Below are 25357 nucleotides of genomic sequence, written 5' to 3' on the forward strand. Positions count from 1 at the left end.
TTGGTCAACACATGAGGTCGCCATCCAGCAGTGGGTTGACTCCAACATTGTTTATCTGTCGCAGGTGGTTCTCTTGACAAACTTCAAATCGACCTCGCACTTGATAAACGCATTTTTTGAGGCTGCACAAGGGGATAGCAATGCCGAATAGATCACACGAAATCATCAAGGCGTTCTGGGCACTTGGTGACTATTTCTCTCGATTGGGTGGCGCTGCCCGATATTTCAATATGAGCGAGTCTGAGATACCGCTCTACATAGCCTGCCGGTTGTCGAAAAAGCTAACTTCGGCCTTTGAACCACGGGACTATGTAAGCGATCAATTTGTCAAGTCTGCTTCGCCCGTATTGGGGGTGGTTCACTCTCATCTCGAAATGGTAACGGCACAAGCGGATGAACTGGTTGGTCTCATTCAAGAGTTCATAGGTTACGTCAATTCAAAGTTAAAACCAGAGGACCGCTCGGCCAGATGGGACCGATTCGTTGAGTGGTTTACCCAGGCGTACGGCCAGTCGAATGTTGGCGGCTTGTAGCTTCTAAATTGAGGATCGCAGCCGCCCAGTTATATCGACTTGGTCACGTTGCTGATGAATGAATGGCTTGTTGTGCTTAACCCTCGGCGCTACAGACTCAGGATACGAATATCAGTGCTTCGCAAGTGTTAGTCAGCGCGCTGGAGCGCGGACATGGCCGATACGCCGTCAGCTTTGGCAAGCAGCGCAGTCGTGCCGGTTCCCCTGCCCATAGAAGGGCGCTTTGCGCCAACGGCTGGGCAACCGACGCCACTGCTTAGTGCTCGATCGACGTTCCGGGTCTTTCAGCCAGTTGGCACGGCGGTGCTCCGCCCTGCCAAAGCATTAGGCTACGGCTCGCTAGCGCATCGTGCTGACACCCCGTAGCCACCAGCGTGGTCATGCGCCCCTGCAAGTCGCTTTGCTTTGTTTCCGGGCCACATCACCACTTTCGCCGGTTCAACGGCCTGGGTTGCCAGTCAGTGCGCGCGGCGCTGCTGCACCCCGCGCAGTCGCCCGCAGAGGTACATGGCCAGTGCTTCGCAGTATGGCAGCCAGAGCGCCGTGGCGCTGGGTGTGGCCACGGCTCGCTGCGCATCGTGGCTGGGCGCCGGATTTACGGCAGTGACGGTATCCACAGCTTCGGCCACACGCTTCGCTTTTACATAAGGCCCCACTGCGTGAAGTGCCCGCCAGTCAGTCGCGCAGCTCCTTTGGTGTCGTCCACCGCTTCGCGCCCTTGCGGGTTTACGCAGCAGGCATTATGCAAAGTGGCCTACGCTGGTCCGGGCTTGTCAGCCGTCTGCACTCCCCAGCCGCTGCGCGTCTGACGTGCCGCCGCCTGCCGCCCTCGTGTTGTGCTGGCGCTCTGGTATCAGTCAGGCGCTATGCGCATGGCTTTGGCCAGCGGCTTCGTCGTGCATCTTGTGTTTGCCCCCGCCCACCCCTGGGCTTGCTTGCTTCGCAGCTTTGCCCGCGCGTTCTGCCCGTCCGCCCCCCGTGGGGGCTCCCTCAACCGCGCTGAAGCGGTGGCATCAAATCGCGATCCGCATCTCTCGCATCAACGCCCGCGCCAGCTCACCCACATCCGTCTGCCCAGCCGTGACATGCGGTGTCGCCAACGCCCGAATGATCTGCCCTTGGCGCGGGCTCTCCACCTGCCCGTAGCTCAGAAAGGTCGTCAGCACTTTCTCATGCCCCAGGTTTTGGCTCCACGCCTTGAACTCTTCCGGCGTTTTGCAGACCGCCTGACCCAGCCGCACCAGCGTGTTTCTGAAACTGTGCGGGTTGAAGTACGGCAGCCCCGCGCTGGTGAACGCATCCCGAAAGATGGTGCGAATACGCGCCGCGCTGCTCCAGTGCGCCCGCTCCAGCCCAACCGCTTCAAATTTGCGTGCCGCACTGACGGCAATGCGCGTCGCCGGAAACAACGGGTCATCGTTGCCCCACAGCATCTCCTCGCGCAAATACGCCACCCAGTCCACCACCATCTGGTGAATCTCCTCGCCGACCGGGAAAAAGTAGGTGGTGAATGTCTTGCTGAACTTGGTTTTGACCTCGCGCGCATCCTGATCGACGCAGCCCGCAATCAAGTTGACGTGCTTGAGCTTCATCGACGCAATGGCGCTGTCACGCGCGCCGGTCAGCAGAGTGAATGCGATCAGGGCGCGATCCCTGCGTTCTATCGCGGTGGCAGCCGGCATCAGGGCAATGACGTGCTTCGCCTGCTCCAGCGTCGGCCCCACCTGGTCCCGCCGGGCATTCGCAACCCGAACATCTTTTTCAGACAAGTTGAAGTAGTCGGCATCAGAATACTGAAGCCGCGACTTGTAGCCCGGCTGCCCGGCCAGCCAATGGAAGAAGGCTTTGACGTTGGCCAGCGTCGCGTGCAAGGTCGCCTTGCTCAGCTTCTCACCCGTCTGCTGGTTCTTTTGTTCTGTCAGGCGGCGCTTGAAGGCAATGGCCTGCTCGAAGTGAAACGACTTGAAATCACGGTGCTTGTTGTCCTCCTCAAATCGGGCTAGTGCCTTGGCCACCGCGTCCACCGTTGGCTCGCTGTGGCGCTTGGCCTCCTTCAAATACGCAAAGTATTTACGCTTGATTCGTTCATTGTTGGGGTTGTGTGTTGTCATGGTCTGTTGCTCCCTAGTTGAAGTCACTGTTTACGCAGGGCTGGGTGCTCTCGTCTATGTGTGGCAGGGCTTGCACCAGTGTGACGTCCAATCCCGTGCCAACCAGCGCCAGCATGGCCAAGTTGACCCGCCGGTACATCATCGATTCGCAACTGGGGCAGATGCCCACCAGGTTGCCTGACGTGCCAGTCAACGGCTGGTACTCGGCCATGGCACCGGCGGGCTTTTGTGTCGTACGGCAGCGCACACAATAGATTTCACCCGGCTGGCAGGGGCGCTTGTTCTTCACTCTTTTGGCCTGCAGGAAGGCAAACAGGTCGCGGCCCAAGATCAACATTGGCCGCCGGTCATCGTTGGTCGGCATTCCGTCCTTCACCCAATTCCGCACGGTATTCTTGTGGACCCCATACAGGGTGGCGATCTCCTCCACCGAGTAGTTGCGGTGGATTTTGGCCAATCGGGGGTTTGGGTGGCGCTTAGACATGGTGTTGCTCCGTCATGTCAGTCACTCACCGCGGCTTGCGCGGGCATAGGCACTGCTGTCGTCAGCAACGCCGCCACTTCTTGCGCCAGGCGGGACAGAAACCGGTAAAACCGGCGAAACCGACAAAGTGGACTCCACCTGCCAGGCCTCCGCCGAGCCGTTGCCACTGCCACGCACAAAGCGCCGCCCATCCACAATGCGCCCGGCATGTCGCTTGATCCACCAACCCAGCTTGCGGCGGTTGATCTCACCGCGCTCGTCGGCAATGTCACGCAGCACTTCCCGCAGTTCCACTCGTTTGGCAGCGATATTCTCTGCCTGTTTGACGGCCTCGCGCACCATCGCCGCCGTCTTGCCGAAAACGTCTTGCCAGGCGGTCAGAAGGCGGCCCAGCGTTTCACGATCCGGGTCATCGGCCATGGCCTTGAATACCGACGCCGTTGGGTCTGCCATCCCGAGCCACAGCAGCGGCTGTCGGCAAAGGTCTGACCAGTCGCCAAAACCCGCCAGTGACTTGCACTCTGCCTTGGGCCTACCGGCCACGATCCAGGCGCGCACGATGGTCAAGGCCGCTGACACATAGCGCCCACGCTCGCGCAGCACATCGCGCACCAAATCCGGCCGGGTGAAGCTGCGCGCCGCTGGCACTTCACAGCCGGGGTCCAAATGGATGCTGATGCAGCGCCGGGTCATGTCCTGCACCGGCCCCACGTTATTGCCGCTGGACAAAAACAAGGCGCGCGTATTGACAGTGGCTGTTTTGGACACACCCAGAATGCGCCCACTCATGTGCTCAGAGGTCAGCACCGTGCACAGGCTCTTGTGCGCCACCAGATCACCCGTCAAATTGTCAAACTCAATCACTGCTGGCGCCCGCAACAACTCGGCCAGCAGCAGTTTTCTGCATTCCTCGTCGTCGCCAGGGAAGGTGGTGGGCGTGCCGCGCTGGGGCGTGGCCAGTGCCGTGATCAATTCACACAAGTACGACTTGCCCGAGCCCACCATGTGCGCCCGCACATGAATCATCGGCGCATGGGGCAGGCTGGGGCGCACCGTGGCGGTCTGCATGGCGACCAATGCGGCAGACAAGTCGGTATCGCTCGCGAAGCTGAACTCTGCCAAAAGGTCTTTCAGCACCGCCAGCGCAGCCAGCGCATCGTTTCGGGTCGGATTCTTCGGAACAGAAAACTCACGCGCATCAAACACGCCAAACATGCCGGTGGCCGAGTCATACCCCGCAGCCATCATCAAGCTGCCATCCGGGCGCAAGTAGGGTTGGCGCGTCAGGCCACTGAGCACAGGCAGGTGGTGGTAGCTGGTGGAGTCAAACAGCACGGCGGCATGGCGCGCCGGCGGGTCGGTGCGGCACCAGTCTTCGGCACGGGCATCAAAGCGTTCCCAGGTGGCTGCGCCGGCCAGGGCGCGCACCAAGGCGGGTGGGCTGATGTCTTGCACACGGGTTTCGCGGGTGCCGGGGTCGGTCACGATGGTGACGATCAGACCACCGCGCTGGTAGTGGCGGTGCGACTGCGCCAGTTCACGTTCAGCAGCATCCACCACCCGGTGAATTTCCCCGGCCATGATGCGGATGGTGGGCTTCATGCGGGCCGCATTGACTTCGATGCCGACAAATTGCAGCAGGTCGCGCACATGGCGCTCAGCGCAGTGACCGTGCAGGCATTTGAAGCCACCAATGGGCCAGTTGTCATCAGGCTCAAAGTAAGCGGTGCCGCCATCGGCTGCAACCGTGTGCTCCTGCACCCAGGGGCAGGTGATGTCGTGCTTGCCATCCCCAAGCGGCGCCTTGTACAGGCCGCGATCATGCAAGGCGACCAGCACGCTGTTTTCATCAGGGCGCGGTATCCACACGGGGTCGCCATCGCTGGGGCGCTGTTGCACACTGCGCGTGCTTTGCCGCTTGGGGCGTGAATTTGGTGTCAGCTCCAGCTCTAGTCCGTCCGCCAGTTCGTCCAATGAGTAGCGCAACTCGGGTGACCACGCCACCATCCGGCAGGAGAAAGGCGGCGTGTGCTTGCCATTCATCGCCACCGGCAGCCGGGCCAGCCGTGCTCTGGGGCCGTTGGCACCGGGGTCGCACAGGCCAGCGGCAATGATGGCGTTCATCAACCGGTCCGCAGTGGGACCGTCCACCAGGGGTTCGCGCAGCAGATAGCCCGCCTGATGGTTGCCGGGCGAAGTTTCGATCAACCACGACGGCGTCAAAGTCAGCCGCTCCATCACCACCTTGGTGCCAACGTCGTCGAGCATCACCGCATACAGCGCAGCAAAACGTGCCTTCTGGCGCCGGTACTGGCCTGCTTCGTCGGGGCGGAACACGGCCAGGCTGAAGTAATTGTTGGCGCTGACGGGCAGGGCGGTGGCTAGGTCGGCATCCCGCAGCCACGGCCGGCCAGCCCATACCCTGGCGGGCACGTTGGCAGGGTTGCCATCAAAACTCACCAACACCGGTCGTGCATCGCCCAGCGCATCGGCCATGCCCCCGCCAAACACGGCCAGCATGAACTCATCATTGCTGACTTGGTAGGTTTTGCCGGTTGTGTCGGTTTCGATCGGGTCGGGCGCAAAAACTGTCAAAGGTGCGTTCATTGCGGCCACCTTAGACCACGGCCTTGCGTGCCGCTTCCAGCTTCACCACCAGGTCACGGATTTCGGCATCGGTCTTGCCTGAGATGCGGGCCGCATTCAGCGCAGAGACCTCGTTTGCGGGCCAACCGATACAGCGCGGCCCCAAGCTGATTTGTTTGGTCCACAACCCTTGTGAAATTCGCAGGTAGATCGTGGAACGGGAATAACCGGATTCAGACTTGACGGCAGGAAGCCGAAAGATGGTTTGCAGCATGTTGGCACCTTGTTGGGCGTTGTTAAACATGCCGTCATTGGGAAGTAGCTAGGGGGCTAGCCCGCAAGCTGACTCATGAAGCGGGCGTCATCGCTTGGGTTTAATCTTCTTCAAGCTATCCCCGTTCTTTTGTACTGTGCTTAATCCTGACCACATATTGGTGGAAGAAGGTTCTGCCGACGTGAGCTGCTTGAGGCGTGACACGGAGATTCCCTCTTCCTCAGCCACTCTTCGAAGAAACGCCCTGGTGCCCGTCGCTCTCTCTTCACGAACGCGTGCCCGGAGCCTGTCGCGACGTTGTTCCGGGATTTCTGGTTCTACATCACTAGCCGGTTTGTCCACCAAACGAATCAATTCGCCTTTATCCAGGGCGAGAGCTTCATTCTTGATGGCCAGCACCTCTACTATCGGAACCGTGTGGCCGGCAAACGCAAGGCTGAGGCCACCATCCGCCAGCAGCGTGACCCGGCTCTTGTGCTTTTTCCCCTTCAATACGCCGAGATGCCATTGTCTGGATATTGACGCCGTGGATGCCGACGCACTGGCACCCAGTAAACGTGCCACTACATCGGCAATCAAGTCGCATGTTGTTTGCCACTGTCTCATACGGTCAAAGCTGACGCGAATGCGCCCCATACCATCGCGCTCGTCACAGACAACAAATGCCCGTCCCGGCTTATCTTCCTGCGCTGGATAAACAACCACAGGCTTGTTGATGCATTTTTCTTCACACCCATCGCATTCAATGGTGGTCATCGGTTGGGCTGGCCGTAAAAGGCCGCCTGTTACCAATACATCAAGTGCGCCAGCAGGCCAATCTTTCACTTCATCCCAGAAAAAGAAAGCACCCTTTGCGGGATCAGCGCAGCCTAATCTTTCAAGTAGGACTTCCAGCGGGTTGCTGCGATTTATCACAATTAGCGGCTACCGTAATCGTGGCTCAATTCCTGATGCAATGAGCATTTTGCGAATAGCGGCATCTTTCCCGTCGTGCTTTAACGAACAGGAGTTTGGCCAATTTATATCGAAACTCCGTGAGCTATTTCTCCCTGTTTCTGGATCGGGTACATACGTAACCAAGATGCCCACCTGCGTAATGGTCATTTGAGAAAGCGGAATTGTCTGGCACAACTTATCTCGCAATTCATAGATCGCGTTCAGGTTCTGTGCTGGATTCGACTCAAGAGTGATGCGCTCTTTAGTGCCATTGATCGCCAGTCTAAATTTCTTGATAGCGACACTCTGAATGCCTGATTCGGGTGAAAACTGAAAAGCTGGATTACTGCCTTGCAGTGGGGCAAGATCATAGACACGATCATCTTCAACAAATTCACCAAGCTCTAGACCAAGCACCGTATCCGCAAACAGCGCGCGAACTTCTTTTTTGGTGTCTCTGTTGCCCTTCATGTAGAGGCTGATTTTTCCTTCATCCTGCGAATAGACAAAGATGATTTCAAAGGCGGGGTGGCGGGCTGAACGCTTGAGTGTTGCTCCATCCCAATCAATGCTGGCGTGCGCATAATCTTCAGGGTAGGCAAAAAAATAGTCCAGCTTCCCGCGTCGATATGGCTCAACCGTGCAATTTTTGCCGCGCCCCTCTTTGTTGTGGAAATAATGGCTCAATATCTTCCCCAATTCCTGGACGCTTTTTTCATCAACCAATGCGGGGGCGTGATTTATGGTTCTGCACTCATTCCACTGACTTGTACTAATTGAGTCGGCACGACAGAATGCACTCGCGGCAGGCCAGTACTTGGGGCGTTCGAGAAAAACCCAAAAAGCCTTTTCGTGGAAGCTCTCATGCGTGCTGAGCATTTCGGCTAAGTTTTCATCGTGCCAGTCAGCCTCATCAATGATCGCCTTGACGCCGCCCTCACAAGCCAAGGTATCAATCTCCTTAAAATCCCGCTCCATTTCCCCGCGTTGGGTATCTGGCAATGACAACCATGCTTGGTAGATCGGCTCAATTTTCGTCTCGGTTATTTCACTAAAGTCATACTCTGTCAGTACACCATGATTGGCAAAGTACTTCATCAGCATGGCATTGGGTGCATGACGAAAAAACGATTTGGGGGAATAGTGCCCTGCCATAGTTTTGCTCCCTTCTTCGACGTGGAGGCCACGCCATCGAACAACTCTGAACCTTGCTGTACATTGCAGTATATCTACGGCCAAAACGTCATTGCCAAGACCACCACGCTGACCTTGCGCATTGAGTCCAACTTGAAAGAAGCGTTATGTACTGTCACCGACCGCGTCCACCGATCCATCGCCAACATGATTGAAATGATGCTTCAGGATTATTGCGGGCGCGAAGGGGTTGAGATTCAGGAGCACGAGGTGCAGACACCGAAGGGCAAGCGCGGTTCCAAAATTAATTACGAATACCAATAACCCCAAACACGCATGCAACCGGACCCCTACTACCATGAACGACACCTCCAAATTCAACCCCGTCGTCAGCTTCCTTTGGGCGATTGCCGACCTCCTCAACGGTGCTTTCCAGAAAAGCGAGTTCCAGAAGATCATCCTGCCCTTCACCGTGCTGCGCCGTCTGGACTACGCCCTGGAGAAAACCAAGGCCAAGGTGCTAGAGACCGAGCACACGCTGAAGGAGAAGGGCCTTGAGAACCGCCACGGGCAATTGTGCCGCGCTGCCGGTTACGCCTTCTACAACACCTCCAAGTTCAGCTACGAAAGCCTACTGCACGATGACGCCAATCTGGCGCTGAACCTGCGCCAGTATGTGATGGGTTTCTCGCCCAATGTCCGCGAGATATTCGCCGCCTTCAATTTCGATGACACTATCCGCGACCTCGGTCGGGTCAACCTGCTCTACCTGCTCATGGAGCGCTTCAATGAGAAGAGCAAGGTGGACCTGCGGCCCTCCTCCATGTCTAACCACGCGATGGGCTATGTCTTCGAGCACTTGCTGCGCAAGTTCAACGAATCCTTAAACGCAAACCCCGGCGAACACTTCACGCCCCGCGATGCCATCCACCTGATGGTGGATCTGGTGCTCATGCTCGACACCGAGCTGGCAGGCACCGAGGGCGTCACCCGCACGGTCTATGACTGCGGCTGCGGCACCGGCGGCATCCTCTCCATCACCAAGGAGCACGTTCTTCAGATCAACCCGCAGGCCAAGGTCTTTCTCTACGGGCAGGAGCTGAACCCGTTCACCTGGGCCATCGCCCGCGCCGACATGCTTATTCTGGAGCCCGAGGGCAAGGACGCGGAAAACATCAAGCTCGGCAGCACTCTCTCCAACGACCAGCTCTCGGACATGCGCTTCGACCTCCAGTTCGTGAATCCACCCTACGGCTACGAGTGGAGCAAGGACTACGACGCCGTCACCGCTGAGGCGGCACGAGGTTTCGATGGCCGCTTCGGAGCTGGTCTGCCGCGCAAGTCGGATGGCCAGATGCTCTTCTTGCAGCACCTCATCGCCCGGATGAACGACCCGGAGGAATCCCAGAGCTACATCGGCATCATTCTTAACGGCTCGCCGCTCTTCACCGGCGGCGCGGGCTCGGGCGAATCGGAAATCCGCCGCTGGATCATGGAAAACGACTGGCTGGAGGCCATCGTCGCCCTGCCGCAGCAGATCTTTTACAACACCGGCATCGGCACCTACATCTGGCTGCTCAGCAATCGCAAACCTGCCAAACACAAGGGCAAGGTTATGCTGGTGGATGCCTCGGGAGAGCAATTCTGGTCGGGCATGTCCAAGAGTCTCGGAAGCAAACGCCGCGAGATCACCGACACCCACAAGCAGGCCATCCTCAAGCTGGTCAAGGACCGCGAGCCTGGCCCGCATGTCAAGATGTTCGACACCACCGATTTCGGCTACCGCGAGATCAAGGTGCTGCGCCCGCTCAAGCTGCACTTTGAGGTCAATGCCGAGTCGCTCGCCCGTCTCGATGCACAGGCGGCCTTCAAGAATCTGGCGGTGAGCAAGAAGAAAGACCCTGCCGAGCAGAAGCGGGAGGAGAGAGAGGGCCTCGCCCTGCAAGCGGAGGTCCGCGCCGCCTTGCAAATCCTCGCGGGCAAGACCTTCATCTGCCGCGACAAGTTCACCGCCGAACTGGAGGCCACGCTCAAGAAGGCGGGCTTGAAGCTCAAAGCCCCCGTGCTCAAAGCCATTCTGGGTGGCATCGGCGAGCGCGATGACGCCGCCGAGATCTGCCGCGACAGCGACGGCAACCCCGAGCCCGACACCGACCTGAACGACACCGAGAATGTGCCGCTCAAGGAGTCGATTGAAACGTACTTTGCCCGCGAAGTGACACCGCATGTGCCTGATGCGTGGATTGATTCCGCCTACTGCGACGACAAGGACGGCCAGGTGGGGCGCGTCGGCTACGAGATCCCGTTCAACCGGCACTTCTATGTGTTCCAGCCGCCCCGACCCCTGAGCGCGATCGATGCCGACCTGAAGGCTGTCACCGACCGCATCCTCACGATGATCGGAGGGCTGACCCAATGAGCTTCCCGCGTTATCCGAAATACAAGGCCAGCGGGGTGGAATGGCTGGGGGATGTGCCGGTGCATTGGGACGTAAAGCCCTTGAAATACTCAACTCTCATTTATACGGGGAACAGCCTAAACGAGTCTGAAAAGGTGTTGTATGAAAGCACCGACCCTGAATCGTTCCCTTATATATCTTCAAAGGATATAGATTTGGAAACCCATGAGGTTCAGTATGAAAATGGACTCAAAATTCCCAAAGAAAAATGCAATCTGAAAGTAGCCGAAAGTGGCACCTTTCTTCTATGCATCGAGGGAGGAAGCGCGGGTAGGAAAGTGGCTTTGCTTAATCACGATGTTTGCTTTGTAAATAAACTGTGCTGTTTCTCATCGAAGCAAAACAACAAATTTAGATTCTATTTTTCTCAAACTCAGAATTTCAAAGACAAATTTGGACTCTCATTAACAGGATTGATAGGTGGTGTTTCAACTTCTCTTCTTAAAAATTTTCAGCTCCCCACTCCAGCAAACCATGATCAAACCGCCATTGCGCAGTTTCTGGACCGGGAGACTGGGAAGATTGACAAGCTGGTGGCGGAGCAGCGGCGGTTGATGGAACTGCTGAAAGAAAAGCGCCAGGCCGTCATCTCCCACGCCGTCACCAAAGGCATCAACCCCAACGCCCCAATGAAGCCTTCCGGCATCAAATGGCTCGGCGATGTGCCGGAGGGGTGGGAGATTGCCTCAATAAAGCACTACGCTGAAACCATTACGGATGGCGCGCACATATCGCCGGATACGGTGAACGGCATCTATCCATTTGTCTCTACGAAGGATACATCAGATGATTTGATCGACTTCGACAACTGCTTACGAACTTCGGAGGAAAGCTTCGCGTATTTAGTTAGGACTGGCTGCAAGCCCTTGGTTGGGGACGTGCTTTTCAGCAAAGATGGAACAATTGGACGGACCGTTGTTGTGAAAGAGGACCGCGACTTTGTTGTTGCATCGTCACTAATCATCATCCGTCCAAAAGCAAAGACTCTTGATCCCGATTACCTAAACTATCTTTGCCAATCGGGTATCGTCGCGGGTCAAGTCGAATCCTTTGTAAAAGGCGCCGGACTTCCAAGGCTTTCGATTCAGAATCTCGTTCGCGTGTTGGGTTGTTTCCCGCCACTCGCACGGCAGAAGGAAGTCGCTTCGTTTCTTGGTAAGGAGCTATCCAAATTCTACGCACTCACCGCCGAAGCCCAACGCGCCATCGTCCTCCTACAAGAACGCCGCACCGCGCTAATCTCTGCCGCCGTCACCGGTCAGATTGATGTGTGTCAGCCAACAGAAAACTAATCATGACAAGTGCAGCAAAATTGAAAAAGGTCCGCGCCGTAAATGCCGGCCCCAAGTCGGGTCCGGCCCAAGCCAGGAGAAGACTTTACGGTAATGCAATTACCCGAATTAACAATGCTATTGAACATCGTTATCCGCTTGAGTCCATTGCGCTGCTCGAAAGCATGATGGCTGATCGGCTTGAAGCGCGTTTGGCTTGGCTTCACCAACAAGGAGTCAATAAACGAGAGTTTTCCACGCTTGGGAAACTGACCCAGGAGCTATGCAGCGCCCTATCTAATGAGAGCGACGAGGCGAAGTCCGTTTACGAAGCCATTAAAGCATGGGCCAATCGTCGAAATGAAGCGCTTCATCAAATGGCCAAACTTGTTGAGGATGACCCCAAGGATTGGAAAGCACGGCTGCGAGAAGCACAAGCCACCGCAGAAGCTGGGGTGCCACTCTTTAATAAAGTTACCGCGTTAGTCAGAAAACTAAACAGACCTCCAAAGCCGGTCGTCGCTGCGACGCAACCCCGGAACTAACCATGGCCAAAATCACTTCTGAATACACGTTTGAAGAACACATCGAAGATGTATTGCTGAAGTCGCATGGCTTCTTCGGCGCCAAGCAGGACGACTACGACAAAGCACTGTGCCTGCGGCCTGCAACGGTCATCCAGTTCATCCGCGCCACACAAACAAAGAAGTGGGCCGACTACTGCGAGCTGATCGATGATCTGGATCAGGCCAAGCGCAACCTGCTCAAGCGCATTAAGGACGTGGTGGACAAGGAAGGCACGCTGCACGCCCTGCGCAAAGGCTTCGACATTCACGGCGGTGGGCATTTCGACCTTTGCTATTTCGAGCCAACCAACCCGGTGGCCGAGGAAAGCCGGCGGCTCTATAAAGAAAACCTCCTCCACCTGCAGCGGCAGGTGAAGTTCTCCGATCAAGACGAGAAGTCGCTCGACATGGGCATTTTTCTGAACGGCTTGCCCATCTTCACCATCGAGCTGAAGAACCAGATCTCTGGGCAAAATGTGACTCACGCACTGAAGCAATACAAAGCCACACGGGACCCCAAGGAGCCGCTGTTCCGCTTCAAGCGCTGCCTCGCCCACTTTGCCGTGGACAATGATTTGGTCTATGTGACTACCGAACTCGCCGGCGCCAAAACCCAGTTTCTGCCATTCAATCAAGGCGCGGACGGCGGTGCGGGCAATCCGCCCTGCAAGGTCGGCTATGCGACCAGTTACCTGTGGCAGGATGTCTGGCAGAAGCCGCGCATCCTCGACCTGATCCAGCGCTTCATCCGCGTGGTAGATGTGCTGGATGACAAGGGCCGGCCAACCGGCAAACAACGGCAAATCTTCCCGCGCTTTCACCAACTGACTTGCGTGCGCGAGCTGGGCGCCGACGCCCAGAAGCACGGGGCCGGTCGGCGTTACCTAAACCAGCACAGCGCCGGCAGCGGTAAAACCAACTGCATCGCCTGGCTGGCCAATAGCCTGGCCACCCTGCACACGCCGGACGGCAAACCGGTGTTCAGCTCAGTGATCGTGATCTCGGATCGGCGGGTCATCGACCGCCAGTTGCAACGCACGTTGAAGCAAGTGATCGAGACCCCGGGCATGCTGGTCAACATCGCCGCCGATGACGGAATGACCGCGAAGGATCTCAAGACGGCGCTGGAAGACGGCAAGCGCATCATCGTCACCACGCTGCAAAAGTTCGGCGTCATCATGGACAGCATGGGTGAGCTACCGGGTGAGCGCTTTGCGGTGATCGTGGATGAAGCGCACTCCTCGCAGGGTGGTGACAGTGCCAAGGCGGTGGAAAAAGTGTTGTCCTATGCTTCGGAAGACGAGCAGAACGACGAAGAGGAGAAGACTGTCGAGGATCGGATTCTGGAGGAGCTGAAGCATCGCGGCCCGCAAAAGAATGTGAGCCACTTCGCATTCACCGCCACACCCAAGCCCGAGACCTTGCGACAGTTCGGCACTAGGCAGGCGGATGGCACTTACAAGCCCTGCAGCCTCTACACCATGCGCCAAGCGATCGAGGAGGGCTTTATTCTCGATGTTCTAAAGAACTACGCCACCTATGACCAGTACTGGAAGCTGCTAAAGAAGGTGAAGGACGATCCCAGGGTCGATGAGGTCAAGGCCAAGACCCTGCTCAGGCAGTTCGTCAGCCGCCACGAGCGCACCATCGCCAAGAAGGTGGCCATCATCGTGGATCACTTTCAAACGTCGGTCAGCGCCAAGCTGGGCGGCAAAGCCAAGGCGATGATCGTCACTTCCTCGCGGCTGCACGCAGTGCGATACCGGCTGGCCGTGGATGCCTATTTGAAATCCATCGGCAGTCCATTCAAGGCGCTGGTGGCGTTCACCGACGTGGTAAAAGATTCCAAGGACGGCAAGGAATACACCGAAGCCAAGATGAACGGATTCCCCCAAGCGGCGACGGCGGATCGGTTCGAGGCGGACGACTGCCGCTTCCTGATCGTGGCAAGCAAGTTCCAAACCGGCTTCGATCAGCCCAAGCTGATGGCGATGTATGTGGACAAGAAGCTCAGCGGCGTGGCGTGCGTGCAGACGCTCTCGCGACTGAACCGCACCATGGCCGGCAAGGAAGAGACCTTTGTGCTGGACTTTGAAAACAGCGCCGAGGACATAGAGAAGGGATTTCAGCCGTTTTACGACCGCATCACGCTTTCAAAGGAGACCGACCCGCACCAGCTCTACAACATCCGCACCGACCTCGATAAATTCGCCATTCATGAGGCGGCAGATGTGGAGGCGTTCGCCAAGCTTTGGTTTGTTGATAAGCCGAAGATTGACAAGCTCCACGCCGCCGTCGATCTGGTGGCAGCGAAGTGGAAGAAGGAAGCCGAAGAAGAGCAAGTGGACTACAAGTCCAAGGCGCGGGATTTCGTGAAGCTCTACTCGTTCATCTCACACCTTGTTCCGCTCCGAGATGTTGGGCTGGAAAAACTCTACGTGTTCCTGCGGTTCCTGCTGCCGAAGCTGCCTGCCAAGAAGGGCGAGTTGCCGCTGGAGGTGCTTGGCATGGTGGACATGGAAAAGCTCGCCGTGCGCAAGAACGACAAAAAGGATATTGGACTGAAGCGCGGTGAAACGAAGGTTGATCCGCTCAACTACGGCGGTGGAGCCACCTTGACGGACGGAGAGTACGAGGCGCTCTCGAAGATCATTGGAGACCTAAACACGCGTTTCAATACCTCGTTCACCGAAGATGAGGTCATGGTGATCAAACACCTCGAAAAGAAGATCGGGGAAGACGAGGCATTACAGCAGCAGCTCAAGAACGGCTCGCGTCACGCTGTGGAAGCTACCTTCCAGCAGGTAGCTAAAGATGCATTTGAAGACCTGGTGAACGATAACTTCAAGTTCTACAAGAAAGTTAGCGAAGACGACGAAGTGTCGAAGGAATTCTTTGCCCGCCTGTTTGAGTGGTATGTCGAGGGGCGCTCGAAAAGTCCACCAAAGAAGAAGGGCTGATGGCTAACGAGCATCATGCTGAAGTGCGCCGCCATCGTGCCGGCGCCGGCGATCCGGCGGAGTGTTGGCAGAAGACGCGGAGGCGCGCACCCGATTTGGGTAATGACGTTCAAAGGGGGGCGACAAATTGACCTCCCCTTACGGTGGCGTTTTCGACGGCAGACGGGCGGCAAAAGCTCTGGTGCTGATAAGTCATGAGCAGTAACGCCAAAACCATCCATCATGATCTTGACTGACACCATGACTACAAACCCTCAAGATACCGACAAACAGTTCAATGCAATCGAATCGACTGCAAGTCTGACGGCCTATTGCCGCGAGAACTCGCGCGTTTGCCCCATGCCACAGCGGTGGAGCGCGCTCTGGGAGTTGTTGCCAAATCGCAGCCGTGTTGGGTCTGGCTGGCAACCGCCGTTGCCGCTGATTCTTGGCGCATGGTATGACACACCTGCACTCCTAAAAATGCTTCGATTGGCGGAGCACATCAAGTGGGCCGCCGAGCATGGCGAACTGGAGGCGGTCGCGGTGTTTTTGCGCGGCTTGACCGAAGATGAATGGTTTCATCTTGGCGACTGAACGGTTCATTTATCCAAAGGTTACCCATGAACGCCAATGCACTTTTTTGTTCTTTGTCGCCGGTTCGGATTGCCGACCAAGTTCGGCGTGCGCAGTATGCCGTGTGTTACGCCGCACCGGGTATCCAATTGGATTTGGCGCAGGCCATGGTGGAGACGGCTGGTCGGTTAGGCAAAGAAATGCTCACCGTGAGTCTGGATTTTGACGACCGCGTCATGCGCATGGGCTATGGCGACATTGGCGCGGTGACCCTGTTGCTTGACGCTGGTATTGCGGTGCAAAGTTCACCCGGCTTGCGCACCGCTTTGGTTGTGGTGGATAACGAGGGCTACATATTCACACCCACGGCGTTGTATTTGGAAGCAGAGCCCTCCGATGGCGCTGCGTCCAACGCAATGCGCATGTCGGGCGAACAGGTGGCACAGGCGCTGGCGAGGCTGTCACCGGCAGCCAAAGCGATTGCCGTGGCCCAGGCCAAAACGCCAGAGGCAAAACAACACATCGAAGCCTTGACCGTGGATGTGGTGTCGGCACCCATTACGGCGGCGCAGTTGACCGATGTAGCAACCAGCCTTAAAGAGGTGCCACCGGTGCGCTTTGACCTGGCGCGGCAGGTGCGCGTGTTTGAACCGTATTTGCAGTATGTGGAGCTGAGTCTGTCCGGCGCGGCCATCCAGCGCCACCGCATGGCGATTCCACTCAGCATCCAGAAGTTGGGAGGCAGCAAAGACCTGGAAACCCGTTTGCGCACCACCTTTGAATTGATCGAGAAGGGTAGCAAGCTGTCGTCCAAACCGCTGGAAGATGCACTGAACGAGATTCGCAAGAATTTCACGCCCTCACTGGGCAAGGATCATGGGCGGGTCGTGTTGAAAGCAGCCAAGCCGCATTTGGTTGCCAGACTGACAGAATTCCGCACCAAGCTGGAGACGCACCAAAAGGCAGTTGCTGCCGGGCTCCAGACGCACCTCGATGAATCGCGCACACAGATAGTGGCTTACTACCAAGCGCGTGTCATTGAGGCTAAGCCTGATGCACTGCTCGGACAATCGGTCAGCGGGGAGATTTCCGTAGCAAATGCGCAAAAGTGGCTCAACGGTGAGTTGGATCGGGTCTTCCCCACTGCTGAGTCTTTGATTCAAGAAATGAAGCTTGACGAGCGTTACAAGGACGTGACTTTCGAGACCTTGAACCGTGATGACTTTCTGGAGTCAGTCAAAGACGCATTCCCCAACGTGGATTGGGACAAGGCCTATGAAGAATTCAGGGCTGCTGGGCAGAGTGAAGCAAATCAGTCAGGTGCGAAGTAGTCAAGTTGGATTGACGCAACAAAGCAATATTTTTTGTTGTCGATTGTTGGACGCTAAACTGCACTTAGGCTGACAGAAAGTGTGCCTCCAAATTCATTGGGGGTATTTATGGGGGTATTGGTAAACAATCTAATCTTGAAACCTAGCATTCATGCGCGTTGCAGGGGATGATGTGAACGACTCCGTTGAATAAACCCCATGTATTGATTTATGTGGGTTTTTTTTTGGACCTGCGGTGTAGCATGTTCGACCTGACAACTGGAGGTCATTCATCATGTTCACTCGTCAAATTGCGCACATGGAAGGGGTTGAAGGCGCGAGCCTGGCACCGCTCGAAGCGGCCATTCGCGCCGTCAACAAACAGGTCGATCCTTTCGGCATTGTGTCTTCCCAGATCAACGCACAGGTGGCCTTGATGTTGCACCCGCAGGATTTCATGCGGGCGGTTGACGATGTCGCTGCCGACGTGATTGCACTCTATGACCACGCCGCACGGCACATGCTCGGCATGCCTGCCCACGAGGTGTATGAACAAAACCCCGCGGATGCCCGCTTTGCCGATCCGATCTGGACCGAGTCGGCTCCTTGGGACATCCTCAAGGAATGGTATCTGACGTTTTCCAACCGGCTGCAAAAGATCTGCCTGGAAACACCCGGCTTGTCCGGTCACGCGCGCCGCCAAGCCGCGTTCTGGCAGCGCAACTGGCTCAACAAGATGGCGCCCACCAATTTTTTCTGGCTCAATCCGCAGGCCATGGCCCGCGCCATTGAAACCAACGGTGAGAGCCTGCAGGAAGGCTTCAAGAATTTCTTGCGTGACGTGGCCGCCAAAAACATCCAGATGGTCGAGCCCGATGCCTTTGTCGTGGGCGAGGACCTGGCCACCACGCCCGGCAAGGTGATATTTCGCAACCGGCTGGTGGAGCTGATCCACTATGCGCCCACCACCAAACAGGTGCGCGCCATGCCCATTCTGATCGTCACGCCGTGGATCAACAAGTTCTACATTCTTGACTTGACCGAAAAGAAGAGCCTGGTCAAGCATTTAACCGACCAGGGTTTTTCGGTGTTCATCAGCAGCTGGAAAAACCCGACCGCCGACATGCGTGACGTTCGTTTTGACGACTACCTGCAAGACGGCATCAACGCGCTGGTCAATGCCACCACCGAATTCTGCAAGGTGCCGCAGGTGCATCTGGTGGGTTATTGCATCGGTGGCACGCTGGCGGCCACCTACATGGCCTGGGCCAACAAGCGCTATGGCGCAGACCAGGTGCCGGTCGCGCACTGGACGCTGCTGACCTCGCTGACCGATTTTTCGCATCCCGGCGAGATCGAGGTGTTTATTGACGAAGCCTGCATCAGCGCGCTGGAGGACCTGATGGCCAAAAAGGGCTATCTGGATGGTGAGGAGATGGCGAGTGCGTTCCGCCTGCTGCGCTCCAACAGCCTGATCTGGCATTACTGGGTGAAGAGCTATTTGATGGGTGAGCAACTGCCGCCTTTCGACGTGCTGTTCTGGAACACCGACACCACGCGCATGCCGCAAGCCATGCATTCTTACTACCTGCGCGAGATGTACCTGAACAACAACTTGGTCAAGCGTGATGCGCTCAGCATTGGCGGCGAGTCGATCGACCTGAACCGCATCGCCCAGCCACTCTATGCGGTGACCGCCGAAGAGGACCATATTGCGCCCTGGCAACAGTGTTATTTGATCCGCCGCGACATTCATCCCGAGACCCCGGTGCGCTTTGTTCGGTCCAGCTCAGGGCACATTCTGGGTATCGTCAACCCGCCGGTGAATCCGCCAAAACGGAATTACTGGGTGGCCGACCCCAAGGCCAATGATGACGCGCAACGGTGGCTCAGCCGGGCCGAGAAGAAGCAGGGTAGCTGGTGGCCCGACTGGACCGCCTGGCTGCATGCGCGCACCGGTGACATGGTGCTAGCCTATGCCACCACCAGCCGAAAATTCCCGGCGCTGGCGGATGCGCCGGGCACCTATGTGCTGGAAAAATAGCGATTGAGCTTAGCGGTGCCTCCGTGGGAGCGGTGCCCTCGCCGCGAGTGCCTTTGAATGGACTCAGGCGGTGGCGCTGACAGCCCGCTTGGGCAGGCTGCGTATCGGGGTGGACGGGCTGTAGCGGTCCAGCGCCAGACCCTCGGTGCTGATGGCGGGTTGCCGGCCGGTGATCAGGTCGGCCAACAATTGCCCGGAGCCGCTCGCCATGGTCCAGCCCAAGGTGCCGTGGCCGGTGTTCAAGAACAGGTTGGGGTACTGCCGGGTGGCGCCGATGATGGGTGTGCCATCCGGCGTTTGCGGGCGCAAGCCGGTCCAGAATTCCGCCTTGGGCAGGTCGCCGCCGGGAAACAGGTCGGCGGTCACCATTTCCAGCGTGGCGCGGCGTTTGGGATTCAGGCTCAGGTCAAAACCGCACAACTCGGCCATGCCGCCGACACGGATGCGATGGTCAAAGCGGGTGATCGCCACCTTGTAGGTTTCGTCCAGCACAGTCGATTGCGGTGCCAGGCTGGCATCGAGCAAAGGTACGGTCAACGAATAACCCTTGACCGGGTACACCGGCAGGTTCAGACCCAGTGGAAGTAACAGTTGGCGTGTGTAACTGCCAAGTGCCAGCACATACTTGTCGGCCTTGAGGACTTCTGCTTCAGGTCCTGCCAGTTGCACACCTTGCAGGCTCTGGCCGTCGATGAGCAGCTGCTTGACATCGACGCCGTAGCGGAACTGCACCCCCAACTGCCGTGCTTTCTCGGCCAGTTGCTGGGCAAACATGAAGCAGTCACCGGTTTCATCGTGGGGCAGCCACAGGCCGCCCAGCAAGCGGTCCTGCGTGTGGGCCAGCGCGGGTTCCACCCGGGCCAGCCCGGCACGGTCCAGCACCTCATGCGCCACACCGCAGGCACGCAACACCTCAAGGTCGCGCGCCACGGCATCGAGTTGCGCCTGGGAGCGAAACACCTGCAGCGTCCCGCCGGTGCGTTGCTCGTACTCGATGCCGGTATCCAGGCGCAGTTGCTGTAGACAGGTGCGGCTGTATTCCGACACCCGCATCATGCGTTCCTTGTTCACGGCGTAGCGCGCCGGCGTGCAGTTGGCCAGCATGCCCGCCAGCCAACGCAACTGGAACAGCGAGCCGTCGGCGCGCAAGGCCAGCGGCGCATGTTTTTGGAACAGCCATTTGAGTGCCTTGAGTGGAATCCCGGGGGCGGCCCAGGGTGTCGAGTAGCCGGGCGAAACCTGGCCGGCATTGGCAAAGCTGGTTTCGAGCGCCGGACCGGGCTGACGCTCCAGCACGGTGACCTCGGCCCCGGCGCGTGCCAGGGCGTAAGCCGTTGAAATGCCGATCACCCCAGCACCCAAAACAACAACTTTCATGCGAACCTCACTGTTAACGATTGATTCGTGAAGTTTAGAGTGGTATCAGCAGCAAATTTTGTTGTATTAAATCGTAATTTCAGAAGAAAATACAAACTCCAACTGAAAAATCAGACTCAAACCAAAAAAATGGCTGAAATCGACCGCATCGACAAAAAAATACTCGACATATTGCAGCGCCAAGGCCGCATCTCGATGACAGACCTGGGCGAGCAGATCGGGCTCTCCACCTCGCCCTGCGCCGAGCGCGTGCGGCGCATGGAGCGCAATGGTGTCATCACCGGCTACCACGCCCAGGTTGATCCCAAATCGGTTGGCAAAACCTTGTTAGTGTTTGTCGAAATCACGCTCACCACCAAGTCGGGCGATGTGTTTGACCAGGTGCGCAAGGCGCTGTTGCACATGCCCGAGGTGATGTCGTGTTATCTGGTCTCAGGCAACTTTGACTACCTGGTGAAAGCGCGGCTCAATGCCATGCCTGATTACCGTGACCTGCTGAGCAGCATCCTGCAAAAAATCCCGGTGCCTTCGCAGTCGCACAGCTACGTGGTGATGGAGGAAGTCAAGGACACCGCCATCATGAACATTACGTTCTAATCAGTTGGGGTCAGAGCACGTCGCTGCGCGAGTGGTCTGACCCACAAACATCAGGATTTAAGGCTGGCGCTCCAGCGTTCGTCCCAGTCGTGCTGGCGCAGTTGCTCGGTGTCGCGGCGGTCGCGTTTGGTAGGGCGGCCTTGGCTCAGACTCAGGGCCGGTTCGGGCGCCAGCCGACGCTGTTCGGCCGCCTGCTGGCGCTGGCAGATGGAATCTTCAGTTTCTTGATATAACAACGCGGCAACCGGCGCCGGGCTGCGATTGTCGCTGAGCGCCAGCACGGTCACGGTGCAGCTGATGGGCCCGTTGCGCAGCAGCACGTTGTCGCCCGCCTTGAGCTCACGTGCCGGCTTGACGGCCACGCCGTTGACCTGGACCCGACCCTTGTCGATTTCTTCGCTGGCCAGCGTGCGTGTTTTGTAGAAACGCGCCGCCCACAGCCACTTGTCAATGCGCAGGCGGTCCATTAATGGGACTTGAACGGTGGGCCGCTGAGCTTGAAGCCCGCCTTGATGCCTTTTTGGGCAAACCAGCCCTGGTTCATTTCCAGCACAAAGCGCACCGGTTTGGCCGAGCAATGGGAGTCGGTGGTTTGCGGCGCCATGTCGGCCAGGTTGACGATGGTGCCGTCGTCGGCCACAAAGGCGGCAGTCAAGGGTAACAGGGTATTTTTCATCCAGAAACATTGTTCGCTGGGCTGCTCAAAGACAAAAAGCATGCCTTCAGCGGCTGCCATCTGCTTGCGAAACATGAGGCCGGTGGCGCGCTGCTCCGGCGTGCTCGCCACCTGAGTGTCCACCAGATACATGCCTGCCGTGAGTGTGACACGTGGCAAGTTCATTTGGGGCGTGCCTTGGGCATAACTGTTGCTGCAGCACAGCAGGGCGAAGATCAAAAGACGGGTCAATATAGGTGTCATGGCTTGATTTTGACTCAAAAAAAATGCCCGCGCGAGCGGGCATGTGCGTCAAACCTGCTTGGTCTGATTACTGGGCAGCAGATGCCTTGACAGTAGCTTTTTTGGCTTTCTTGGCCTTTTTGGCTGGCTTGGCGGCAGCAGATGCCTTGGCAGCAGGAGCGGCTTCGGCTTTGGCTGCGGAGGCAGGTGCTGCGGGAGTTGCCTTGACAGCAGGGGTAGCAGGCGCAGCAGCGGGAGCAGCCTTGACAGCAGGAGTGGCAGGTGCAGCGGGAGCAGCTGCTTGAGCGAACGCGCCAGCAGCAAAAAGACCAGCAACCAGAGCAGCGAGAAGTTTGTTCATTTCCAATTTCCTTGAGATAACGTTATTACAAAAAAACCTTCTAATTGATGAAGGTAGCACCACAACGCGTCGGTGGGCCAGTTGGTTGACAGCTTTCGGTAATTTATTGAGACTAGAATTAAAAAGTTTAAAAAACACGGGTCAGTTTGATCGCTGGCCTGCCTCGATCATCGATCAACTACCGGAGACTCAAGTCCATGTATCAGCACATCAAGGTGCCCTCAGAAGGCCAAAAAATTACCGTCAATGCCGACAACTCATTGAACGTGCCAGACCAGCCGATCATTCCTTTTATCGTGGGTGACGGCACCGGTTTTGACATCACGCCGGTGATGATCAAGGTGGTCGATGCTGCTGTCGCCAAAGCCTATGGCGGCAAGAAAAAAATTCACTGGATGGAAGTGTATGCCGGTGAAAAAGCCACCACGGTATATGGCCCCGATGTCTGGTTTCCGACTGAAACCCTCGATGCCCTGCGCGAATATGTGGTGTCCATCAAAGGTCCATTGACGACCCCTGTGGGCGGCGGTATTCGCTCGCTCAACGTGTTCATGCGTCAGGAACTCGACCTGTACGTCTGCCTGCGCCCCATCCAGTATTTCGAAGGCGTACCCAGCCCGGTCAAGGAACCGGAAAAGACCAACATGGTGATCTTCCGTGAAAACACCGAAGACATCTATTGCGGCATCGAATTTGAAGCCGAATCCGACAAGGCCAAGAAACTCATCAAGTTTCTAAAGGACGAGCTCGGCGTGACCAAAATCCGCTTCCCCAACACCTCGGGCATTGGCATCAAGCCCGTGTCGAGCGAAGGCACCGAGCGGTTGGTGCGCCAAGCGATCAACTACGCCATTGCCAACGACAAGCCCAATGTGACCCTGGTGCACAAGGGCAACATCATGAAATACACCGAAGGCGCGTTCCGTGACTGGGGTTATGCCCTGGCGCAAAAAGAATTCGGTGCGGAACTGATTGACGGCGGCCCGTGGTGCAAGTTCAAGAGCCCCAAAACGGGCAAGGACATCGTGGTCAAAGACTGTATTGCCGATGCCTTCCTGCAGCAAATCCTGTTGCGTCCGGCCGACTACAGCGTCATTGCCACGATGAACCTGAATGGCGACTTCATTTCTGACGCGCTGGCCGCCCAGGTGGGCGGTATTGGCATCGCGGCGGGTGCCAATCTGTCCGACAGCGTGGCCTGCTTCGAAGCCACCCACGGTACCGCGCCCAAGTACGCTGGCAAAGACTATGTGAACCCGGGTTCTGAAATCCTGTCCGCCGAAATGATGCTGCGCCACATGGGCTGGGTTGAAGCCGCCGATGCCATCATCAAGTCGATGGAGCGCTCGATCAAGAGCAAGAAGGTCACCTATGACTTCGCCCGCCTGATGGACGGTGCGACCCAGGTCAGCTGCTCCGGGTTCGGTCAGGTGATGATCGACAACATGTAAGAGGGATCCAGGCCGCCTGCGGCGGCTTGATGCAACCCCGATGCGCGCAGGCCGTCGAGGGTTTTTTTGCCTTTGGCTTATGCGCGGGGCAATATCAATGTGAACTCGGCGCCGCCTTGCGGCAAATTGGCGACGGCCAGACGGCCGCCATGTTGCTCGACCAGACCGTAGCTGATCGACAGCCCCAGTCCGGTGCCTTTGCCGACGCTCTTGGTGGTGAAAAATGGGTCAAAAATGTGCGACAAATGCGCCGGCGCGATGCCCGGGCCATTGTCGGAAAAGCGCAGCTGCACCTGTCCGTCCTGTTGCACCAAGCTGATCCACAGTTGCGGTGCCGCCGCCCTGGCAGCGTCGGCAGCCGTGTTGGCGCTGGTGGCATCCGCAGCGTTCTGGATCAAATTCATCATCACTTGCAACAACTGCCCGGCGTTGCCGCTGACGAAGCAATCGGGGCCGCGCGTCCAGTGGATTTCAAAATGGGGTGCCGTGCCTTTTTGCACCCAGTGAATGGCGCGTTCCACTACCGCGTTGAGCTCGACCTGGGTGACCTCCCCCTGGCTGGCGCTTGAAAAGCGTTTCAGTCCGTTGACGATGTCCGCCGTGCGCTGGGCGCCCTCGAGGGTGCCTTCCATCAGCGATGGCAGGTCTTTGAGCAGGGCGTCAATGCGCAATTCCTGGCGCAAGGCCTGCACCGGCGTGGGCAGGTCCAGCTGGTGCAAGGCCTCCAAGTAGCGGCCCAGGCGTGAGCCGTAGCGCTGCAGCACGTGCACATTGCCCAGCACAAAGCTGATCGGGTTGTTGAGCTCATGCGCCACACCAGCCACCAGGCGGCCAAGCGAGGCCATTTTTTCGGAGTGCAGCAGTTGTTGCTGCGCCAGTTTCAGCGCGTCGTGCGCTTCGCGCAATTGGTGGTAGGCGCGCTTGATCTCACCCAGCGGGCGACCTACCAGCACCCTGCCAACCTGGCGCCCGGTGCTGTTGTGGCGCGGTGTGCAGCTCATGTCCACCGGTACCGGCAGACCATGAGCGTCGCGCAAATTGAGCTCGACGACGGCCACTTCGTGCGCGGCCGCGTGGTACATGGCCAACTGCCAGCGTTGCACGCTTTGCGCATCGGCAAGCAGATCAGGCACCGGGGTGCCGCGCAGGTCTTGTTCGCTGCGGCCCACGAGCTCGCACAGGGCGGCGTTGGATTCCTCGATCAGGCCATCCTGGTTGCAGGCGATCAGCACGTCGCTCATGCTTGAGAGCAAGCTGAAGATGAACTGTTGCGACTGTTCCAGCTGGGCGTTTTTTTCTTCCAGCTCGACCTCGTCGCTGACCAGCTTCGAGTACACCTCTTCCATCTTGTGGATCACGTCCAGCCAGGTGTCGTCGCCCACGCCTTCGAGGTCTGCGGGTGGCAATTGCAGGTTGGGTGGCGGGCGCTGAGGCATGGTTCGAGGCCTCTT

23 protein-coding genes are annotated in these 25357 nt (G+C 57.6%); 11 read left to right on the forward strand and 12 right to left on the reverse strand.

The features are described 5' to 3' along the window. Positions 1-140 precede the first annotated feature (140 nt). Entirely contained in the window at positions 141-533 is a 393-nt protein-coding gene (locus PHF15_RS10035; protein WP_300120797.1) for a hypothetical protein, read from the forward strand. Positions 534-991: 458 nt separating this feature from the next. On the opposite strand, the gene PHF15_RS10040 is transcribed toward PHF15_RS10035, so the two are convergent. The 7 genes from PHF15_RS10040 to PHF15_RS10070 form a co-directional block, all read right to left on the reverse strand. Continuing rightward, positions 992-1162: a hypothetical protein gene (locus PHF15_RS10040; protein ID WP_300120798.1), complete on the reverse strand. Its 171-nt coding sequence runs from the start codon at positions 1160-1162 to the stop codon at positions 992-994. A 384-nt stretch (positions 1163-1546) separates the two neighbouring features. After that, positions 1547-2644, reverse strand: coding sequence for a site-specific integrase (locus PHF15_RS10045; RefSeq protein WP_300120800.1), 1098 nt, complete (start codon positions 2642-2644; stop codon positions 1547-1549). 13 nt (positions 2645-2657) lie between these two features. After that, on the reverse strand, positions 2658-3128 hold the full coding sequence (locus tag PHF15_RS10050) for a helix-turn-helix domain-containing protein (RefSeq protein ID WP_300120802.1): 471 nt from the start codon (positions 3126-3128) through the stop codon (positions 2658-2660). Positions 3129-3149: 21 nt separating this feature from the next. Beyond that, a complete protein-coding gene (locus PHF15_RS10055) occupies positions 3150-5735 on the reverse strand; it encodes a hypothetical protein (protein WP_300120804.1) in 2586 nt (861 codons plus the stop codon). A 10-nt stretch (positions 5736-5745) separates the two neighbouring features. Then, a complete protein-coding gene (locus PHF15_RS10060) occupies positions 5746-6018 on the reverse strand; it encodes an AlpA family phage regulatory protein (protein WP_300120806.1) in 273 nt (90 codons plus the stop codon). Positions 6019-6075: 57 nt separating this feature from the next. Then, on the reverse strand, positions 6076-6903 hold the full coding sequence (locus tag PHF15_RS10065; RefSeq protein WP_300120808.1) for a hypothetical protein: 828 nt from the start codon (positions 6901-6903) through the stop codon (positions 6076-6078). Positions 6904-6912: 9 nt separating this feature from the next. Then, positions 6913-8028, reverse strand: coding sequence for a hypothetical protein (locus tag PHF15_RS10070; RefSeq protein WP_300120810.1), 1116 nt, complete (start codon positions 8026-8028; stop codon positions 6913-6915). Positions 8029-8040: 12 nt separating this feature from the next. On the opposite strand from PHF15_RS10070, the gene PHF15_RS10075 reads away from it, so the two are divergent. From PHF15_RS10075 to PHF15_RS10110, 8 genes are all read left to right on the forward strand, one after another. Beyond that, positions 8041-8382, forward strand: a complete 342-nt coding sequence (locus PHF15_RS10075; RefSeq protein WP_300120812.1) for a hypothetical protein — start codon at positions 8041-8043, stop codon at positions 8380-8382. A 34-nt stretch (positions 8383-8416) separates the two neighbouring features. Next, positions 8417-10477, forward strand: coding sequence for a class I SAM-dependent DNA methyltransferase (locus tag PHF15_RS10080; RefSeq protein ID WP_300120813.1), 2061 nt, complete (start codon positions 8417-8419; stop codon positions 10475-10477). Beyond that, positions 10474-11808 carry a restriction endonuclease subunit S gene (locus tag PHF15_RS10085; RefSeq protein ID WP_300120815.1) on the forward strand — a complete coding sequence of 445 codons (1335 nt, stop codon included), beginning with the start codon at positions 10474-10476 and terminating at the stop codon, positions 11806-11808. The genes PHF15_RS10080 and PHF15_RS10085 overlap by 4 nt, the downstream gene beginning before the upstream one ends. 2 nt (positions 11809-11810) lie before the next feature. Continuing rightward, positions 11811-12332: a hypothetical protein gene (locus tag PHF15_RS10090; protein WP_300120816.1), complete on the forward strand. Its 522-nt coding sequence runs from the start codon at positions 11811-11813 to the stop codon at positions 12330-12332. Positions 12333-12334: 2 nt separating this feature from the next. Next, positions 12335-15313 (forward strand): type I restriction endonuclease, encoded by a 2979-nt coding sequence (locus tag PHF15_RS10095; RefSeq protein ID WP_300120818.1) that lies wholly within the window; start codon positions 12335-12337, stop codon positions 15311-15313. 228 nt (positions 15314-15541) lie between these two features. Further along, on the forward strand, positions 15542-15889 hold the full coding sequence (locus tag PHF15_RS10100) for a hypothetical protein (RefSeq protein WP_300120820.1): 348 nt from the start codon (positions 15542-15544) through the stop codon (positions 15887-15889). 26 nt (positions 15890-15915) lie between these two features. Next, positions 15916-17199: a hypothetical protein gene (locus PHF15_RS10105; RefSeq protein ID WP_300120822.1), complete on the forward strand. Its 1284-nt coding sequence runs from the start codon at positions 15916-15918 to the stop codon at positions 17197-17199. Between the two features lie 274 nt (positions 17200-17473). Then, the gene (locus PHF15_RS10110) at positions 17474-19222 is read left to right on the forward strand and encodes an alpha/beta fold hydrolase (protein WP_300120824.1); all 1749 of its coding nucleotides are present in this window, start codon (positions 17474-17476) and stop codon (positions 19220-19222) included. A gap of 63 nt (positions 19223-19285) precedes the next feature. On the opposite strand, the gene PHF15_RS10115 is transcribed toward PHF15_RS10110, so the two are convergent. Continuing rightward, positions 19286-20620: a D-amino acid dehydrogenase gene (locus tag PHF15_RS10115; RefSeq protein ID WP_366520602.1), complete on the reverse strand. Its 1335-nt coding sequence runs from the start codon at positions 20618-20620 to the stop codon at positions 19286-19288. 108 nt (positions 20621-20728) lie between these two features. Here PHF15_RS10115 and PHF15_RS10120 point away from each other — a divergent pair, with 108 nt between their 5' ends. Further along, the gene (locus PHF15_RS10120; protein ID WP_300120826.1) at positions 20729-21196 is read left to right on the forward strand and encodes a winged helix-turn-helix transcriptional regulator; all 468 of its coding nucleotides are present in this window, start codon (positions 20729-20731) and stop codon (positions 21194-21196) included. A gap of 50 nt (positions 21197-21246) precedes the next feature. Here PHF15_RS10120 and PHF15_RS10125 read toward each other — a convergent pair whose 3' ends face one another. The 3 genes from PHF15_RS10125 to PHF15_RS10135 all read right to left on the reverse strand — a co-directional run bounded on the left by PHF15_RS10125 (position 21247) and on the right by PHF15_RS10135 (position 22593). Then, the gene (locus PHF15_RS10125; RefSeq protein WP_300120827.1) at positions 21247-21663 is read right to left on the reverse strand and encodes an RNA-binding S4 domain-containing protein; all 417 of its coding nucleotides are present in this window, start codon (positions 21661-21663) and stop codon (positions 21247-21249) included. Continuing rightward, positions 21663-22115: a DUF192 domain-containing protein gene (locus PHF15_RS10130; protein WP_300120829.1), complete on the reverse strand. Its 453-nt coding sequence runs from the start codon at positions 22113-22115 to the stop codon at positions 21663-21665. The genes PHF15_RS10125 and PHF15_RS10130 overlap by 1 nt, the downstream gene beginning before the upstream one ends. Positions 22116-22182: 67 nt before the next feature. Next, positions 22183-22593: a hypothetical protein gene (locus PHF15_RS10135; RefSeq protein WP_300120830.1), complete on the reverse strand. Its 411-nt coding sequence runs from the start codon at positions 22591-22593 to the stop codon at positions 22183-22185. A gap of 59 nt (positions 22594-22652) precedes the next feature. Here PHF15_RS10135 and icd point away from each other — a divergent pair, with 59 nt between their 5' ends. Then, the gene (gene icd / locus PHF15_RS10140; protein ID WP_300120832.1) at positions 22653-23906 is read left to right on the forward strand and encodes an NADP-dependent isocitrate dehydrogenase; all 1254 of its coding nucleotides are present in this window, start codon (positions 22653-22655) and stop codon (positions 23904-23906) included. 77 nt (positions 23907-23983) lie between these two features. Here icd and PHF15_RS10145 read toward each other — a convergent pair whose 3' ends face one another. Next, positions 23984-25342 (reverse strand): ATP-binding protein, encoded by a 1359-nt coding sequence (locus tag PHF15_RS10145; protein WP_300120834.1) that lies wholly within the window; start codon positions 25340-25342, stop codon positions 23984-23986. Positions 25343-25357 lie beyond the last annotated feature (15 nt).

It is taken from the genome of Rhodoferax sp., assembly GCF_028689295.1.
GTDB lineage: Bacteria > Pseudomonadota > Gammaproteobacteria > Burkholderiales > Burkholderiaceae_C > Rhodoferax.

Bases quoted from the DNA above. Each gene is read 5' to 3' on its own strand.
- PHF15_RS10090 (WP_300120816.1), top strand. From the start codon at position 11,811: ATGACAAGTGCAGCAAAATTGAAAAAGGTCCGCGCCGTAAATGCCGGC.
- PHF15_RS10050 (WP_300120802.1), bottom strand. From the start codon at position 3,128: ATGTCTAAGCGCCACCCAAACCCCCGATTGGCCAAAATCCACCGCAAC.
- PHF15_RS10080 (WP_300120813.1), top strand. From the start codon at position 8,417: ATGAACGACACCTCCAAATTCAACCCCGTCGTCAGCTTCCTTTGGGCG.
- PHF15_RS10145 (WP_300120834.1), bottom strand. From the start codon at position 25,342: ATGCCTCAGCGCCCGCCACCCAACCTGCAATTGCCACCCGCAGACCTC.
- PHF15_RS10120 (WP_300120826.1), top strand. From the start codon at position 20,729: ATGGCTGAAATCGACCGCATCGACAAAAAAATACTCGACATATTGCAG.
- PHF15_RS10125 (WP_300120827.1), bottom strand. From the start codon at position 21,663: ATGGACCGCCTGCGCATTGACAAGTGGCTGTGGGCGGCGCGTTTCTAC.
- PHF15_RS10110 (WP_300120824.1), top strand. From the start codon at position 17,474: ATGTTCACTCGTCAAATTGCGCACATGGAAGGGGTTGAAGGCGCGAGC.
- PHF15_RS10045 (WP_300120800.1), bottom strand. From the start codon at position 2,644: ATGACAACACACAACCCCAACAATGAACGAATCAAGCGTAAATACTTT.
- PHF15_RS10105 (WP_300120822.1), top strand. From the start codon at position 15,916: ATGAACGCCAATGCACTTTTTTGTTCTTTGTCGCCGGTTCGGATTGCC.
- PHF15_RS10070 (WP_300120810.1), bottom strand. From the start codon at position 8,028: ATGCTGATGAAGTACTTTGCCAATCATGGTGTACTGACAGAGTATGAC.
- PHF15_RS10095 (WP_300120818.1), top strand. From the start codon at position 12,335: ATGGCCAAAATCACTTCTGAATACACGTTTGAAGAACACATCGAAGAT.
- PHF15_RS10055 (WP_300120804.1), bottom strand. From the start codon at position 5,735: ATGAACGCACCTTTGACAGTTTTTGCGCCCGACCCGATCGAAACCGAC.
- PHF15_RS10060 (WP_300120806.1), bottom strand. From the start codon at position 6,018: ATGTTTAACAACGCCCAACAAGGTGCCAACATGCTGCAAACCATCTTT.
- PHF15_RS10085 (WP_300120815.1), top strand. From the start codon at position 10,474: ATGAGCTTCCCGCGTTATCCGAAATACAAGGCCAGCGGGGTGGAATGG.
- PHF15_RS10130 (WP_300120829.1), bottom strand. From the start codon at position 22,115: ATGACACCTATATTGACCCGTCTTTTGATCTTCGCCCTGCTGTGCTGC.
- PHF15_RS10075 (WP_300120812.1), top strand. From the start codon at position 8,041: ATGACGAAAAAACGATTTGGGGGAATAGTGCCCTGCCATAGTTTTGCT.
- PHF15_RS10035 (WP_300120797.1), top strand. From the start codon at position 141: ATGCCGAATAGATCACACGAAATCATCAAGGCGTTCTGGGCACTTGGT.
- icd (WP_300120832.1), top strand. From the start codon at position 22,653: ATGTATCAGCACATCAAGGTGCCCTCAGAAGGCCAAAAAATTACCGTC.